Genomic DNA, 16,037 nt, shown 5'->3' with positions numbered 1-16,037 from the left:
ATACATATCAACCTCCTATCTTTTAATAGTAAAACGTTTTATCACTTTTGAATTAAACATCCTTCACTCGATAAGCAAACGTCAATTTTTCAAGCCTAAACAATTCAATTTAGTGCTTTTTTGATAAAACGTTTTATCAAAAATAAAATATTAAAACGTTTTATCAAATTCTTACATGTAATTTTTATAAATAAATAACTCTTTATAAACTATTTGTAATTTTCAAGAACTATAATTACGAAAATTACTACTAATCTCAACTTTAAGAACAATTCTTATTATTATTTCTTATAACTTACTATTAAAATGTGCCTTATAACCTAACAAAGCACAATCACGGTGTGTGATTGTGCTTTGTGGAAGTCAGTTTTGAACTTTACTGGATATTTAAGCGTGTTTACTGCTCATGTAGAAGGTAAGCTCGCCGCCGTTGATGATATCAGCGTGTTTGATGGAAAGGCCGGTTAAGGGCTTGCCGTTTAACAGCACTTTTTGCACATAAACGTTTTTATCGCTCTGGTTTTTCACCGTTACGGTAAAGGTTTTGCCGTTTTGCAGGTGCAGTACTGCACCGTTTACCGCCGGACTGCCCAAGGCGTATTCCTCATTACCCGGCGACAGCGGGTAAAAGCCCAGGTTGGTGAAAATAAACCAGGCACTCATCTGCCCGGTATCATCGTTGCCGCCCAAACCATCGGGGGTTGGCTTATACATTTTAGGCAGAATCATGCGCACCCGTTCCTGGGTTTTCCAGGGCTGGTTGGTCCAGTTGTACAAATAAGCCACATGGTGCGATGGTTCGTTGCCATGCACGTAGTTGCCGATGATGCCGTCGCGGGTGATGTCTTCCGTCTCCTCAAAAAATTTATCGGGCAGGTGCATGGTAAACAGCGAGTCCAGGTAGGGTACAAACCTTTTATTGCCGCCCATCAGCTCAATCAGTCCTTTGGGATCTTGCGGGGCAAACAGGGTATAGTTCCAGGCATTGCCCTCAATAAAGCCCTGTCCGATCGTGGTGAGCGGATCAAACTTGGGCCGGAAGGCGCCGCTTTCCAGCCTGGGGCGCATAAAGCCGGAGGCTTTGTCGTACACATTTTTATAGTTTTGGGCACGCTTGCTAAACTCCCGGTAAATATCCTGCCTATTAAGCTTTTGCGCTAACTGCGCAATACACCAGTCGTCATAAGCATACTCCAGCGTGCTGGAAACCGATACCCCGTTACGCTCGTCGGGGATGTAGCCTTTATCTATATAGTAGCCAATGCCTTCATAATCGCGCTTGCGGGCCGTAGTTACGCAGGCCTCCAGCGCCTTATTCACATCAATGCCCTCCGTATTGCCTTTGATAATGGCATCTGCCACAACCGATACGCTGTGGTAACCCGACATGCACCAGTTTTCGTTACCCGAGTTTGACCATACCGGCAGCATGTGCTCGGGGCTTTGCTCGTAATGGGCCAGCATGGATTTTACCATGTCGTTATTACGTTCGGGCGCAATAATATTAAACAGTGGGTGCAGCGCGCGGTAAGTGTCCCACAGCGAGAAGGTGGTATAGTTGGTAAAACCTTTGGCCGTGTGTACGTTTTGGTCCACGCCCTTGTACTGCCCGTCGGTATCCATGTAAATGGTGGGGTTGATCAGCGTATGGTATACAGCCGTATAAAAGTTTTCTTTGGTAGCACGGCTGTTGGTTTGCACTTCTATTTTGTGCAGCTCAGTTTCCCACTGCTGCTGCGCGGCGGCTTTGGTTTGCTCAAAGCTCCAGCCCGGCACCTCAGCCTGCATGTTAGCCAGGGCGCCATCCATGCTTACCGGCGAGAGCGCCACCTTGATCTTTACCTTTTCGCCTTCAGCGGTTTTAAAGTCAAAGTAGGCTTTGATGCGCTGACCTGCTATTTCCGGGAAGTTGCGGGTTTGGTTAAACTTACCCCAGAAACCACGGTATACCTCGCGCGCCGATTCGTTGCGGAAGCCATGGCTCACAAAAGGTTTAGAAAAGCGCATGGCAAAATACAGTACCCGGTTTTTAGCCCAGCCATTGGTTTGCCTGAAGCCGGTAACCAGGCTGTCATTAACCACATGGAGGTAAGTCCAGACGTTTTTATCCGGGTAGTTATAAATGCCGGCGGTTAAGTCGAGCACAATATGCGATTGGCCTGACTGCGGGAAGGTATACTGGTGGAAGCCTACGCGGGTGCTGGCCGTCATCTCGGCCTGTACGTTATAGTCGTCCAGCTTCACTTTATAGTACCCGGCCTGGCTGACCTCGTTTAGGTGCGAAAACCGCGAGCGGTAGCCGCTGCCCGGCTTGTCAGCCGTGCCCGGGTTAAGCTTTACGGGGCCAACCATGGGCATCACTAAAAAGTCGCCTAAATCGGAGTGGCCGGTACCGCTAAAGTGGGTATGGCTAAAGCCGGTGATGGTCTTGTCCTCGTACTGGTAACCGGCGCAGTACTCATAAACCTTAGGATTGTACTTGCCGTTCAGCTCGTAACTTACGCTGTCTGTTTCGGGGCTGAGCTGCACCATGCCAAACGGAACAGTGGCACCCGGGTAAGTATGCCCCATGCGCTGGGTACCGATGATCGGCTTTACATAAGGCACCAGTTTCTCCACACTCCGGCTTTGAGCCGTTACATTAAGGGCTTGGGTTAGTATTAGAAACGTTAGCGCTGTTAATTTTATATTGGATATCTTTTTCATCAGTTAGCGGTTGACATGGAGAAAGGATAATCTTTTGGCTGACTGCCTCTTATGGTATATGGCGCAGCAACCATATCGGCTTTAATGGTTGCACCCTGCATTAGTGACTCATGACTTAACCAATTATGACCGTAAGCTTTTCCATTTACTTGTAACGCCCGTATATAGCGGTTTGTATCACTGTTTTGGGGAGCAGATATCATCACTTTTTTGCCGTTCTCCAGACTTAGCGTTACTTTTTTAAACAGTGGAGCCCCTAATACATATTGATCGCTGGCGGGACAAACAGGATAAAAACCCATAGCCGAGAACAGGTACCAGGCAGACGTTTGACCATTGTCTTCGTCTCCGCAATAACCATCAGGTGTAGGTTTGTACAATCTATTCATTACCTCTCTAGCCCAATATTGTGTTTTCCAAGGCTTACCAACATAATTGTACAGGTAAATCATGTGTTGTATAGGTTGGTTACCATGCGCGTACTGTCCCATATTCATAATTTGCATTTCGCGTATTTCATGAATTACACCACCATAATAACTGTCGTCAAATATAGGCGGCAGGCTAAATACAGAATCCAGCTTTGCAGCAAACTTTTGCTTGCCTCCCATCAGATTAACCAATCCTTGTACATCATGAAAGACACTCCAGCTGTAGTGCCAGCTATTGCCCTCCGTAAACGCATCCCCCCATTTAAGCGGGTTGAAGGGCGACTGAAACTGACCGTTTTTATTTTTGCCCCGCATTAGTCCGGTAGCTGGATCAAACAAATTACGGTAGTTCTGGCTCCGTTTTTTGTATAGTTCAATCTCAGCTTTCGGCTTATTTAAAGCTTTTGCTAATTGATATATTGCAAAATCATCATAAGCGTACTCGAGCGTTCGGGCCGCATTTTCATCAATTTTTACATCATAGGGCACATAGCCTAATTCGTTATAATACTTGACGCCATAACGCCCGACAGCAGATATAGGCCCTTCGTTATTTGCGCCATGCTTTAAGGCTTCGTATAACGTATTAATATCATATCCCCTTAATCCTTTTAAATAAGCTTCAGCAACTACAGATGCCGAATTATTGCCTACCATAATATCGGCATAACCCGGACTTGACCATTCCGGCAGCCATCCCCCTTCTTTATAATCGTTGATTAGGCCTTCCTGCATCTCTTTATTAATAGACGGATACACAAGATTTAAAAAGGGATATAACGCTCTGAATGTATCCCAAAAACCTGTACCACCAAAAAGGCGGCCTGCCATCACCTTACCATTGTAGGGACTGTAATGAACGATTTTATTTTCAGCGTCTAACTCGTATAATTTATTCGGAAAAAATAAAGCACGATACAAGCAAGAATAAAATGTGCGCATTTGATCAATAGTGCCGCCATCAACCACAATGCGGTTAAGCGTTTGGTTCCAAACGGCTTTAGCTTTTTGGCAGGTTGCATCAAAACTATCGCCGCCAAGCTCTCTTTTTAAATTGATCTCGGCTTGCTCAACACTAATAAAAGACGACGATACCTTTAGATGAACCTGTTCACCTTTCCGGGTTTTAAATCCAATAATGGCACCGCTGTGGTCGCTGGTAAGCTCTAAAGCACCATCGGCAACGGTTTTGCCATGCCATGCCTGCGCCAAATCAAATGGCTTATCTAAATAAATAACGAAATAATTTTTAAAACCAGTCATTTTACCCCGGCTGTACTTGGTGCTGTAGCCAATAATTTTGCGTTGCTGAGGTAATATTTTAATGTAAGATCCTTTATCAAAAGCATCAACAACAATAAATGAGCTGTCTGATTTTGGAAAGGTGAACCTAAACTGCGCAGCTCGTTCGGTCGGTGTTATTTCGGTTGTTACATCGGCATCTGCCAGATATACCTGGTAATAATAAGGCTTACTAATTTCTGCTTTATGCGAAAACCAGCTGGCACGCGCATCCTGATCAAATTTTAAACGCCCTGTAACCGGCATGATGGCAAACTGTCCATAGTCATTCATCCATGGGCTGGGTTGGTGGGTTTGTTTAAAACCCCTAATCTTGTCGGCATCAAAGGTGTATTGCCATCCATCCCCCATTTTACCGGTTTGCGGTGTCCATGTGTTCATCCCCCATGGCAGCGCAATGGCCGGGTAAGTATTCCCGTTAGATAAGTCGGGCCGCGACATTGATCCCATTAAGGGATTAACATAATCAGCCAGGTTGTTAACTTGCTGACCATACACAAAGGTAGATACGGCAATTAAAAGCAGTGATAAATAAAGCTTCATATACACTAAATTATAGAACACAGTTACAGGACAGGGTTAGCACTATAAGCAGCCCAGAGCTCGTTCAATGATTTTCCGGTTAACGTTTTCCAGGTGTCATCTGTAAATGTACCTTGTCTCATCTGGCTATCCAGTTTTTTAACTATACCGGCCTTAACCTTACTTTCCATCCAGGCTAAAAATCGAGCGGTAATACGATAACTATTCTCATAACTTTGCGTTGCTTTATAAGCAGGCAAAGACCATTTAGCACCTGCATTATTAACACCAAATTTATATCGGGCATAATCGGCTATACCTTCAGTTAACCATCCCGGTCCACTGGTATTACCGTATGCTTGTACAATGTGCATCACTTCATGGGTAACAACATCAATATCCTGCGGGTGGGTACTCATATACTTAGCACTGAAAGTAACTTTGTCATCTGTAGTAGCAGCTACGCCATTATAAGCAGTGTCGATAATAAAAGTGACGTTTCTGGATGTTTGCGGATTGTATTCTTTGGCAAGTTTTGGATAAACGATCCAAAAGGTGTTAATCAGATCTTCTCTGAGCTTGTCATTGAAAGCGGCGTCCTGGTTAATTACCGTTAAAGTGTAGCCCTTCTTTTTAAAAACTTGTGAGGTTTGAGCTTTGCCTGCGTAGCAAACAGCAAGAAGCAGCAGAATAATACAATGTACTTTTTTCATGATATACTATAGTTAAAGGAAATTCAACGATTTGGGGAATATGATGTTCTTACCCTGCCTTATGTAAAACAGCGTATACTGGCAACTAATCTTACATTAATGAGATGTAAAATTAATAGAGTAAAACGTTTTACCAAAAAAATTACACTTTTTGTAAATATAAATTTTGCGCTACACGCTTAAAACCGCTTTTTAAAAGCAAAGGCGGCTACAATTGCTCCAAAATGTCTATGTAGCAAAGAAGCATTGACTTAATGGCTGATTTTAGGTGCCGTTGACTCCCTTTCCATCAACGTTGACGGGATTTGCAGCTTAATATTGGCTATGTCGAGCTCTCTGTTATTTAATTGGGCCATCAAAAGGTCAACCGCAGATTTAGCAATCTCTAATACGGGCTGCTTTACGGTAGTTATACCTGGGGGATATAAACTAAAAATTTCGTCATCATCAAAACTAATACAAGACAAATCATCCGGAATACTTAAATTAAGCTCTTTAATACTTTGCAGACCCATAGTACCTAAATAATTAGCAGCAAAGAAAACAGCATCTAATCGCTTATTTCGGTTCAAAAATTCCTTTATGGTATGTACAGAAACCTCTCTTGACTGATTAAACGGCAATTTAAGAACCAGTTTATTATCAAATTTCAGTTTGTTATCATGAAGAGCATCCTTGTAACCCGACAACCGGTCTTGTAACTGCACCAATTCAAGATCTGTAGTAACAAATCCTATTTTAGTATATCCTGCTTTGATAAAACAGGTTATTGCGTTGTAAACACTACCTGCATTATCTACCAGTACATGCGGGATATCGAGCTTAGGAAAATAACCGTCTATCAGTACTACAGGCTTGCCATTAGTTATGATATTTTGTATTTCTTTTTCAAGCCCTTTAAGCGGTGTAATAATATAGCCATCAACCAATTGCTGTGAAAGCATTTTAATTAGCCCCTTGGCTTTTTGCAAACTATTATTTGTACTGCAATAAATAATACTGTAGCCCAATTTTTCTGCCTCTTGTTCAATTATCTTAGCAACTTCGCCAAAAAACGGACCGCCTATGTTTTCAACTAACAAACCTATAACCTTTGAAACACCTGTGCGCAAGCCTACCGCCATCCGGTTTGGTTCATAGCCATTTTTGCTGGCAGCGTCCAATATAGTTTTTGTTAATGCTTTACTGATACGCCCTTTTCCGTTAAGTACAAAAGAGACAGTGGTAATTGAAGTGTTAGTAAGTTTTGCAATATCTTTGATAGATATTTTTTTGGAAGTCATATCGGGTATGGTTACAGCTTTTACAAAATTAAAGGTATATTGACTTTATCTGCCCTTTTTATGAGAAGGGTCCACAATACCTGCGGTCAGCTGTACAGGATTTTTAAAACTAAAAAATTGATTTTGCATTCGCAATTTACATTCAAAATAGAATAGATATATTATACCGTTACTCCTTTGGAAAAAGAAGTTTTTTTTGGCAACAAAATGAGTATTTCACCTAAGCTAAGCAGGTTTGATCTTTCAATGATTGTTGTGAGCTTAGTTGTGGGTATGGGGATTTTTGCAACGCCAGGCCAGGTAGCTAAATACCTGCATAATCCTTATTTATACTTTATTGCATGGGTAATTGGCGGCATAATAAGCTTTTGCGGAGCTTTAACTTTTGCTGAAATTGGCTCAGCATACCCGGCTACCGGCGGATTTTACAAAGTTTTTTCTCATTGCTTTAACCCAGCTATTGCTTTTATGGTAAACTGGATATTGGTATTAAGCAATGCCATGTCAGTTGCAGCTATTATACTTATTGGCGCACAGTATATTTTGCCGGTAATTATGCCCATCAACCTTCATAACCAAACAGGCATCAAAATTATAACTATAACTTCTGTAATTACCTTATATTTACTTAACCTGTTAGGTATTAAAGCGAGTGCAAATACACAAAATATCCTTACTTGCTTTAAAATAGGCCTCATCCTTATCCTTTGTACGGCAATAGGCAGGAGCCATTCGGGTTTTGGCTTAGCCATAGACCCCAACCCGCCCATTCACGTTATCAACTCATTTGGATTGAGTTTAGTTGCCATATTTTTTACTTATGGTGGCTATCAGCAAACAATCAACTTTGGCGGAGACATAATCAATGCTAAATCAAATTTGCCTAAGGCCATTTTTACCGGTTTACTGATAGTTATAACGTTATATATGCTGATTAATATTGCCTATGTTTCTGTTTTAGGAATGGATGGTTTACAGCGTAGGCCAGCATTAGCAGCCGCTTTAGCCGGGGTTATATTTGGCAGCACTGGCTTTAAGCTGGTATCTGTGCTGATGTTTGCCTCAGTTCTTGCTTATGTTAATGTAAATTTTATGGCCAACCCAAGAGTATACTATGCTATGGCCGAAGACGGCGTTTTACCAATGCAGTTTAAAAAATTAAACAAACGCACCCAAGTACAAGAATTTGGCTTAACTTTTTTTGTCGCAGCCATATTAGTGGTGCTGTTTTTTATTGAGTCGTTTCAAAATATGCTCAGCTATGTAATGTTTTTTGATACAATTGGCCTGTCTATAGCAGCATTATGTATATTTATACTTCGGTCAAAAGCAGCAAATACTGACCATCTTACCAATGCATACCGGATAAAGGGCTACCCTTGGATTCCATTGCTGTTTATTGTGAGCTACTGGTCAGTTACCATTATTATTTTTGTTGAACACCCACAAGCAGCGTTAATTTGCCTGCTATCATTTCTTATCGGTTTTGTCATATACTTTTTTACTAAGCGGGGTCAAAAGCCTATTTTGAACAATAAGTGATGGATTTGTCGTACATATTAAATGAACTTGGTGAAGATCGCGAACACTACTACAACGCCGTATCGCCACCCATTATACAGTCGAGTAACTTTACATTTAACACTGTAGCTGAGATAAGGCATGCCCTGGCTGATGAGTTTGAAGGCAACCTATACTCAAGAGGCAATAACCCGACTGTTGATATTTTAAGGAAGAAACTTGCTGCGCTTGACCATGCTGAAGATGCCCTCATTTTCAGCAGCGGAGTAGCAGCTATTACAGTGCCGCTACTTGCCTTGTTGAAAAGCGGAGATCATGTAATAGCAGTTAAGAGTGGATACAGCTGGACCATGAGGTTTTTCAGAGAGTTTTTATCCAAGTTTGGAGTTGAAACTACCTTCGTGGACGGAAATATCTTCCAAAATTTTGAAAGTGCGGCACAGTATAACACAAAACTTATTTTTTTAGAAAGCCCTAATACATTTACCTATGAACTACAGGATATTAAGCAAGTAGCTGCCTTTGCTAAAACCAGGAACATCATTACTTTGATTGATAATAGTTATTGCAGCGCTATCTATCAAAAACCTATACTTCATGGTATTGATTTAGTTTGCCAGTCGGCCACGAAATACATCGGCGGCCACTCTGATGTAATGGCAGGAGTACTTACAGGCAGCAGGCAGTTAATTAAACAAATATTTTCGAACGAATTTATGAATATAGGTGCAGTGGTATCCCCCCATTCTGCCTGGCTGCTATTACGTGGTTTACGTACTTTGCCTTTACGGCTCAGCCGAAGTTATGCAACTACCCAAATTATAACCGAGTGGTTAAGTAACCATAACGCTGTTGAAACGGTAATATGGCCGTTTGCTTCTACCTTTCCGCAAAAAGCATTGGCGCAACAGCAAATGGAAGGCTGCGGCGGACTTTTCAGCTTTACGCTGAAACATTCAAGCTTTCAAAAAATAGAAGAATTTTGTAACAAACTGAAGCATATATTACTTGCTGTTTCTTGGGGGGGACATGAAAGTTTAGTTATGCCCGCTATATCCGGCATCAGCCAAAATAGTTATGAGCAAACCAACCGGCACCATCAACTCATCAGAATGTATGTGGGGCTTGAAGACCCTGCTTATCTTATTGATGATTTACAGCAGGCACTATCAACTGTTTAAAATTACTTCTGATTAAAAAATACATTCAAAATTTTGATCAGTAACACTTTAATGATGATAAAACGTTTTATCTTTATTGCAGGTAATTAAGTTTTTAATAGTTATTGTTATGAGAATTTTTGGTGCATTATCTTTTGTCCTGGTATTTTTCGCAGCAACCGCGTTCGGCCAGCAATCGGCCTTGTTTCTGAGCTTAGGTAAACCGCTTGCAACAAAAAAAAGTACCGCAACATCAGGCTCTTCTTATTTAAGTGATGAATTTAAAAAAGCAGAGGTACTTACGAATAGCGGCAAAAAGTTACCCGATTTACCATTACGCTATGATATATTAAATCAACGCGTTGAGTATAGTACTGACAATAACGTGTATGACGTCACAGATTCAGTTCGAAGTTTTACATTTGACGCATCAGAAAACCACACCGGAAAATTTGTTAAGTATAATAGCCCTGATGGTAAAGTGTCCGGATTTTTAGAGGAGATATATACAGGCAAAACAAACTTGTATAAACTAAACACGATTAAAAAAACTTCTGAAGAAAACTTCTACACTAAACAGGTTACTCAAAAATACACACCGAATAATATTTACTTTGCATCATCTGGTGATAAGTTCACCAAAATAGGAACGAGCAAAAAAGACTTTTTAAACGCCTTTAAGGGGAATCAAAAAGTTAAAGCTTTTTTAAATTCAACTGATGTGGACCTTAATTCAGACAATTCCATAATTTCTTTAGGAAAACTGATAGACCAGCAGTAAAACTATTTTTGCTACTCAAATCACTCACCTCAACGTGAGTATTTTTAGGTAAATAGTTTTATTACACATTACCTTAACCATTTTTTTAAGTAAATCAGCTACAGTCAGCTATAAGAAAAAACTGGCAGGCATTAAGCTTGCACCTATTTGAAAGGTTTAGACATATTGTGGACTTGCGGTTTTCGGGCAAAGTACAAGTCTTGTCCGTTTCTTGAAACACGCAGTCAGATTTGCAGCACAAACATCTGATTCAAACCATTTGAAAAAAGTGGTGAGCATTTGGTGACTTCAATTTTGTGAACGATAACTTTCACACACATACTCGGCTACTCAGCTTGATTTTTGATTAATATTGATCCTTCAAAATCAATGAATTCTACACTTATCCAGAAAGCAGTACTTGCTATCTATAATTCCTTGAGGCATTAACCCGCTATTTGCACCATAAACAACTTGTAGTTTAGAGAAGATACAACAAAATTACAGGGTGCTATTATCAGCTAAAATACAATAGTTGCTGCCTATGCTACAGTAACGGCCTATGTTTTGCCATATAATGCAAAGGCCGGTGTTGCGGCCAGCGTAATTAAACATTCATAAACTAACTAATATGAACAGACCAAAAGTAATTTGCCACATGCTAACCACCTTAGATGGCAAAATTATTACCGAGCACTGGCGCAACGAGCCTTGGGGAAAAAATTATGACGGCCTTTTTGAAAAATATCATGAAACCTTTGATAGCGAAGCCTGGATATTAGGACGTGTATCATTAGAAAAAGATTTTTCGGGCGGTGTGCAGCCCGAACCCGTAGAGCCGGAGCAGCCCATAACGCGCGAGCCTTTTATTGGAAACCCCGATGCTAAATCATTCGCCATTGCAGTAGACCGGCAGGGCAAATTAGGCTGGGACAGTAACGAAACCGGAGGCGACCATATTATAGAATTGCTGACCGAAGAAGTGAGTGATGCCTATTTAAATTACCTACAAAAGCGAAAAATATCTTACCTGTTTGCCGGCAAAGACGAGCTTGATTTTACGGTGGCTCTGGAGCAACTGGCCAAACTATTCCCTATCAAAACCTTGATGCTGGAAGGCGGCGGCCATTTAAACGGATCTTTTTTAAATGAAGGACTAATTGATGAGCTAAGCCTATTACTCATACCGGTAGCTGATGGCACGGCACAAACCACCAGCTTGTTTGAGGTGGGCAAGCACCAACATAAACGCGCTGCTTCGTTATTTAAACTGGAAGAGGTAAAACAGGTTGAAGCAGGTACATTATGGATGAGATACCGTATTGAAAAAGCAGATAAATAAAAAGCTTAAAACAGATAACGTTTTGCCATGCTTATTCTTTATAACAGTTTGTTAACATAACACATCATGAAAACATACACTCCGGAAGATTTGCAGGAAGAAGGCTATAAACCTGCTCCTGCCGAATATTTTACAGGCCAAGCCTGGTTAAAAAGCTACGTGGCACCTGACAATAATACCAACTGCATAGTTAGTGATGTGTTATTTGCACCAGGCACCCGCAATAACTGGCACACCCACGGAAGTAACCAAATTTTAGTGGTGCGCGAAGGCGTTTGCTATTATCAGGAAGACGGTAAACCTGTAAAGCGGTACGCTGCAGGCAGCGCCATTAACATTTTACCGGGCATTAAGCACTGGCACGGCGCCTCTCCAAACGAGGTAATGATTCATACGGCTATCGGCATCAATACCGAAAAAGGCATTGTGAACTGGCTAGAACCGGTAACAAATGAACAATATTATGCAGGGGAAATAAAATGATTGCCCAGATGAATTCCACTCGTACAATGCGATACCTGATGAGAAACGCATGGACTGTTATTGCCATCTTATTATTAGTGAGCACGTTTGATGCTAAAGCCCAGCCAACCAAGATGAAGGTAAGAATTGCAAAAATCGAAATACATGCGGAGTATCTAACTCAGTATCGGCAAGCTTTGGCCGAGCATGCCAAAGCTGCCGTTAGCGCCGAACCTGGTGTACTAACGCTCAACGCAGTGTATGATCAAAACCATCCTGCACAGGTAACCGTATTTGAAGCATATGCAAGCGAGGAAGCTTACCAAAGTCATCTTAAAACGGCGCATTTTTTAAAATATAAAAATGGCACACTAAAAATGGTAAAATCGCTCGAACTGATAGACGTAGCGCCTATCGCGCTCGAATCTAAACTAACTACTCATCTATAAATGATAAAGGGCATTTTGCAAATAACTTGTTGCAAAATGCCCTTTCACTAAATAAGCACTGGCTACTTAATTAAAACATAGGTTGTAAACCTTCCCATTTAACCTTCCATTTGCCATCTTTCGGAAAGCCAGGATTTGTGGTTTTGCATCCGTCCCAACCGGCACACATAAGTGCCACAGCGGTTAACAGGCCGCCATTACCCGGCAAGTAAATACGCAACCTGTCATCCTGAAAATTATGACCATTAGGTAAATACGTATTGGTTTTGATGGGCATAAATAAAGCGTCGATAGCTTTGTCGGGCATCCCTAAGCGGGTAGCCGCCATGGCTGTCATCGGGAAGTCCCATCCCCAGGTATCTTTCCAATCCCATATTTTCCATACCATGTTAAATGTTTTTTTCATTACCGCCGTATCCAAACGCTGGTTATAGGGCAGCATACCATAAGTAGCCAGCACCGAGGGGTGGTCTGTTAGCAACTTGGGGTTGGTATATGAATCGGGAGCGCTTTCAGCAGCCAGGTAAACACCATCTTTTTGCGGCAATGCTGATAGCTTGCTCATTACGCCGGCATATTTGCTATCAGGCTGTAAACCAAGCCGCTTGCGCCATTGTTGTGCCGTTTGCAGCGCCCAGTACCAGTATTGCAGCTCGTAGGGTGGGTTAAAAGTATCTTCGGGTTTATAACGCTCTTGTGCTAAAATAATACCCTTACCTAACAAGTAACGGTTTTGCGCCTTATCATAGTAAGCAAATGAGGCTATAAAATCGGCTGTGGCAAATACTAAATCCTTATACCGGTTTAATACGGCTTTATCATTGTGCAAACGGTAAACCGACTCGGCAAAGGTGATAAAGTGAGGCTGCTGCCAAACCAAGAATGCACCTACCGATGATGGGCTTTCGTTACCGTTTGGGTCGGTCATCTTTTGCCAGCGCACGCCGTTATATCCTTGTCGTTTTGCTATTTGACGAGCCGTGTTTTCTACTTTTGGCTGATGATACCAGTCCATACTTTTTTCGAGCAGGGCCGGGCGTTGCCAAAGCGCATAGTGCAGGCTATGCCACCAATGCATTTCTAAATGCGGCTTACCATACCAGCTGTTGTAAACCAGCCCGGTTTCTTGCGGCGGATAAGCTCCCGCAGACTGAATACGGGTAAGCCATTGCGATAAAACAACACGTCGCTCCAGTTCTTTAGCCCGTGGGTCGGTACTGCCCGAAAAATCTATTGCGCCGCCGCTTTGCCAAAAAGCAGGCCAGGCCTGTTGGTTATTTAAAGCAGTTTCGGCAAAAGTGAGTAATTTTCCGGCTGGCTTTTTAGGTGTAAATAAACAGGTAAAGGTTAACTCGGCGGAGGTTTTGCCTGGTGTTAAAACAAACTGGTGCTTAGCCTTACTTTCCAGTTTTGCGCTCCCCGACCAATTGAATTGGGTAAAATACTGATCATCATCTAACCGATGATTAATCAGCCCCTGATTATTGCTTTGCTGAACAATGCCCGAGCTATGCTTTTCGGGATGTGCCCGGTTTGTACCATAGTCGCCCCACTCATTAGTGGGGAAAGGGTAACGCAATTGCACTTTTAAACGCCCTTGCTGCAACAAGGCAGAGTTTACTTTTATAGCTATCTCATCCTGCTGCTGGTTAACGTAAGTAGTTACCTCTACCGGCACACCATCTACCTCAAAGTGACTTTGCAAGCTGCCTGTCCACATGTCCAGTTTCTGACTGATGTTTTTAATATCTTTAATATCAGCTACTGCACCGCTCCTCTTATAGATAAGGAAACCAAGATTGCCTAACTGCAAACGGTGTACATTTTGTCTGAACCAGTTTGAGGCATCCCGATTACGTTTAGGCTCGTTCCATTGCACCGAATATGATTCCTGCCTATTGTTAATCTGGTAAGGTTTTAAGGTTTCCTCAAATTTGTAACCAGCGGTATCTTTAAAGCTGTGCCAGCCCCACTCAGATTGGGTGCCAAGCGGAACGCCCTTTTCATAATACTCTGGAAAAGTTTGCAAACCGGTAATGTCTGCAGTAAAAGCAAACTTGCCATTACCCAACGAGAGTGATGAAAGCGAGTCGGTAGTGTGCAGCACTACGCTATGCCTTTGCACTAATGCTTTGCGGTCTATTTTGGTTTGGGCCCAAACAGCCGGTGCCATCAGGGTTATACCGGTTAGTAAATACAGTTTCTTAAACCAATATGTCATAAACTATTGTTAGGTAATCTTAAACAGAAATGAGGAAGCCGTCATGTACTTACCGCCTTGCGATGCGGTAAATAAATAGGTTGGCTTACCCTTTTGAAATAATAATTGCGGCCGCTCAAAACGCCCGTATTTTTTGAGGTAAGATGGCGGATCGGGTTGCTTAATGCCATAATGGGCAGCATCATAATAAGCAACCTGTGGCTCATCCCAGCGGGTACCGTTTTTTGATTGCATAAGCAAGCCGTACTCATGGTTAAATATACCCATATCACGGGCCAGCATATTAATGCGTCCTTTATCGGTCCATACAAAGGCATCTTCTAACTGCGCATTGTTGGGTCTTGATGAAAAATCAATAACGGGATTGCCTTTATATTTTATATAAGGACCTTCCAGCTTTTGCGCTATGGCCAGCCCGTATTTACGATTCCCTTTTACTACCGGGTCGGTCGAGTTTTCGTATTCTGTCGTATTCCACGATTTGTAGTACAACCAGTACTCACCGTTATGTTTAATAAAGGCTGGGTTGGTGGTACAATGGTCGTCCCAGGCACCGGCAGGGCCGGCTTCGAGCAAGGTAGCATCAGGCCGTTTCCAGGGCCCATCTAAGCTTGGAGCGGTAGCTAAACCAATGCGTTTAGTATTAGTTTTACCGTTGGAGTTACCCATAAAAAACAAGCAGTATTGGCCATCAACATATTTGATGGAAGGGTTATGGCAGGTTGTAGCATCCCAGTAACCCGGGCCGCGCGGAGCGAGTATAACACCGGTAAACTTAAAATCATCTTCCGGACCATCGGCAACAGCATGACAAATTTCGGAACCGTTAATCCACCCCCCCATTTTTTTACTGGCTACCCAGCGCGAAAAAAATATGTGTATTTTACCGTCTGCGGCTTCGATGGGGCTATTACACCATATATAATAACCTTCCATTTCCAGCCTTCGGCCTATAGGTTTTAGCCGCTTAGCAAAATCAGATACTTTGCCTCCTTCGGGCAGCAAACCGGCCTGCACCAATTGCGGCATGGCCAATGCCGCCGAACTTAGTGCCAGTTTTTCAATAAAATCTCTCCTGTCCATATGGCTATTTCAGTACTAACGCTATTTAGTCAATCTAAAATACATGTAATAGATTAAGCTTTAAACTTTACGGGCACAATCA

General features: G+C 42.2%; 12 protein-coding genes. 6 read left to right on the top strand and 6 right to left on the bottom strand.

Going from position 1 to position 16,037, the window contains the following annotated elements:
- Positions 1-387: 387 nt before the first annotated feature.
- The 4 genes from AAGR14_RS01760 to AAGR14_RS01745 all read right to left on the bottom strand — a co-directional run bounded on the left by AAGR14_RS01760 (position 388) and on the right by AAGR14_RS01745 (position 6,957).
- Entirely contained in the window at positions 388-2,706 is a 2,319-nt protein-coding gene (locus AAGR14_RS01760; protein WP_342646877.1) for a GH92 family glycosyl hydrolase, read from the bottom strand.
- Positions 2,706-4,982 (bottom strand): GH92 family glycosyl hydrolase, encoded by a 2,277-nt coding sequence (locus AAGR14_RS01755; RefSeq protein WP_342646876.1) that lies wholly within the window; start codon positions 4,980-4,982, stop codon positions 2,706-2,708. Before AAGR14_RS01755 ends, AAGR14_RS01760 begins: the two co-directional genes overlap by 1 nt.
- A 23-nt stretch (positions 4,983-5,005) precedes the next feature.
- Positions 5,006-5,674, bottom strand: a complete 669-nt coding sequence (locus AAGR14_RS01750) for a basic secretory protein-like protein (RefSeq protein ID WP_342646875.1) — start codon at positions 5,672-5,674, stop codon at positions 5,006-5,008.
- 251 nt (positions 5,675-5,925) lie between these two features.
- On the bottom strand, positions 5,926-6,957 hold the full coding sequence (locus AAGR14_RS01745) for a LacI family DNA-binding transcriptional regulator (RefSeq protein WP_342646874.1): 1,032 nt from the start codon (positions 6,955-6,957) through the stop codon (positions 5,926-5,928).
- Between the two features lie 177 nt (positions 6,958-7,134).
- Between AAGR14_RS01745 and AAGR14_RS01740 the strand changes: the two genes are divergently transcribed.
- The 6 genes from AAGR14_RS01740 to AAGR14_RS01715 all read left to right on the top strand — a co-directional run bounded on the left by AAGR14_RS01740 (position 7,135) and on the right by AAGR14_RS01715 (position 12,651).
- Complete coding sequence (locus AAGR14_RS01740; protein WP_342646873.1) at positions 7,135-8,499, top strand: APC family permease; 1,365 nt, start codon at positions 7,135-7,137, stop codon at positions 8,497-8,499.
- Entirely contained in the window at positions 8,499-9,659 is a 1,161-nt protein-coding gene (locus AAGR14_RS01735; RefSeq protein WP_342646872.1) for an aminotransferase class I/II-fold pyridoxal phosphate-dependent enzyme, read from the top strand. Before AAGR14_RS01740 ends, AAGR14_RS01735 begins: the two co-directional genes overlap by 1 nt.
- Positions 9,660-9,768: 109 nt before the next feature.
- Entirely contained in the window at positions 9,769-10,419 is a 651-nt protein-coding gene (locus AAGR14_RS01730) for a hypothetical protein (protein ID WP_342646871.1), read from the top strand.
- 610 nt (positions 10,420-11,029) lie between these two features.
- Positions 11,030-11,740, top strand: a complete 711-nt coding sequence (locus AAGR14_RS01725; RefSeq protein ID WP_342646870.1) for a RibD family protein — start codon at positions 11,030-11,032, stop codon at positions 11,738-11,740.
- A 66-nt stretch (positions 11,741-11,806) separates the two neighbouring features.
- Positions 11,807-12,223 (top strand): cupin domain-containing protein, encoded by a 417-nt coding sequence (locus AAGR14_RS01720; protein ID WP_342646869.1) that lies wholly within the window; start codon positions 11,807-11,809, stop codon positions 12,221-12,223.
- Positions 12,224-12,261: 38 nt separating this feature from the next.
- Complete coding sequence (locus AAGR14_RS01715; RefSeq protein WP_342646868.1) at positions 12,262-12,651, top strand: antibiotic biosynthesis monooxygenase family protein; 390 nt, start codon at positions 12,262-12,264, stop codon at positions 12,649-12,651.
- A gap of 70 nt (positions 12,652-12,721) precedes the next feature.
- Here the strand turns inward: AAGR14_RS01715 and AAGR14_RS01710 are convergent, their stop codons facing one another.
- Complete coding sequence (locus AAGR14_RS01710) at positions 12,722-14,872, bottom strand: hypothetical protein (protein WP_342646867.1); 2,151 nt, start codon at positions 14,870-14,872, stop codon at positions 12,722-12,724.
- Positions 14,873-14,881: 9 nt separating this feature from the next.
- Positions 14,882-15,955 carry a glycoside hydrolase family protein gene (locus tag AAGR14_RS01705; protein ID WP_342646866.1) on the bottom strand — a complete coding sequence of 358 codons (1,074 nt, stop codon included), beginning with the start codon at positions 15,953-15,955 and terminating at the stop codon, positions 14,882-14,884.
- Between the last annotated feature and the right edge of the window lie 82 nt (positions 15,956-16,037).

It is taken from the genome of Mucilaginibacter sp. CSA2-8R, from assembly GCF_038806765.1.
In the GTDB taxonomy this organism is placed as follows: domain Bacteria; phylum Bacteroidota; class Bacteroidia; order Sphingobacteriales; family Sphingobacteriaceae; genus Mucilaginibacter.
The sequence above is the reverse complement of the archived record's forward strand: the minus strand, read 5'-3'. Positions and strand labels throughout refer to the sequence as shown.

Excerpts from the sequence above, each read along its gene's own strand:
- AAGR14_RS01760 (WP_342646877.1), bottom strand. The coding sequence starts at position 2,706 with ATGAAAAAGATATCCAATATAAAATTAACAGCGCTAACGTTTCTAATA.
- AAGR14_RS01755 (WP_342646876.1), bottom strand. The coding sequence starts at position 4,982 with ATGAAGCTTTATTTATCACTGCTTTTAATTGCCGTATCTACCTTTGTG.
- AAGR14_RS01750 (WP_342646875.1), bottom strand. The coding sequence starts at position 5,674 with ATGAAAAAAGTACATTGTATTATTCTGCTGCTTCTTGCTGTTTGCTAC.
- AAGR14_RS01745 (WP_342646874.1), bottom strand. The coding sequence starts at position 6,957 with ATGACTTCCAAAAAAATATCTATCAAAGATATTGCAAAACTTACTAAC.
- AAGR14_RS01735 (WP_342646872.1), top strand. The coding sequence starts at position 8,499 with ATGGATTTGTCGTACATATTAAATGAACTTGGTGAAGATCGCGAACAC.
- AAGR14_RS01730 (WP_342646871.1), top strand. The coding sequence starts at position 9,769 with ATGAGAATTTTTGGTGCATTATCTTTTGTCCTGGTATTTTTCGCAGCA.
- AAGR14_RS01725 (WP_342646870.1), top strand. The coding sequence starts at position 11,030 with ATGAACAGACCAAAAGTAATTTGCCACATGCTAACCACCTTAGATGGC.
- AAGR14_RS01720 (WP_342646869.1), top strand. The coding sequence starts at position 11,807 with ATGAAAACATACACTCCGGAAGATTTGCAGGAAGAAGGCTATAAACCT.
- AAGR14_RS01715 (WP_342646868.1), top strand. The coding sequence starts at position 12,262 with ATGAGAAACGCATGGACTGTTATTGCCATCTTATTATTAGTGAGCACG.
- AAGR14_RS01710 (WP_342646867.1), bottom strand. The coding sequence starts at position 14,872 with ATGACATATTGGTTTAAGAAACTGTATTTACTAACCGGTATAACCCTG.
- AAGR14_RS01705 (WP_342646866.1), bottom strand. The coding sequence starts at position 15,955 with ATGGACAGGAGAGATTTTATTGAAAAACTGGCACTAAGTTCGGCGGCA.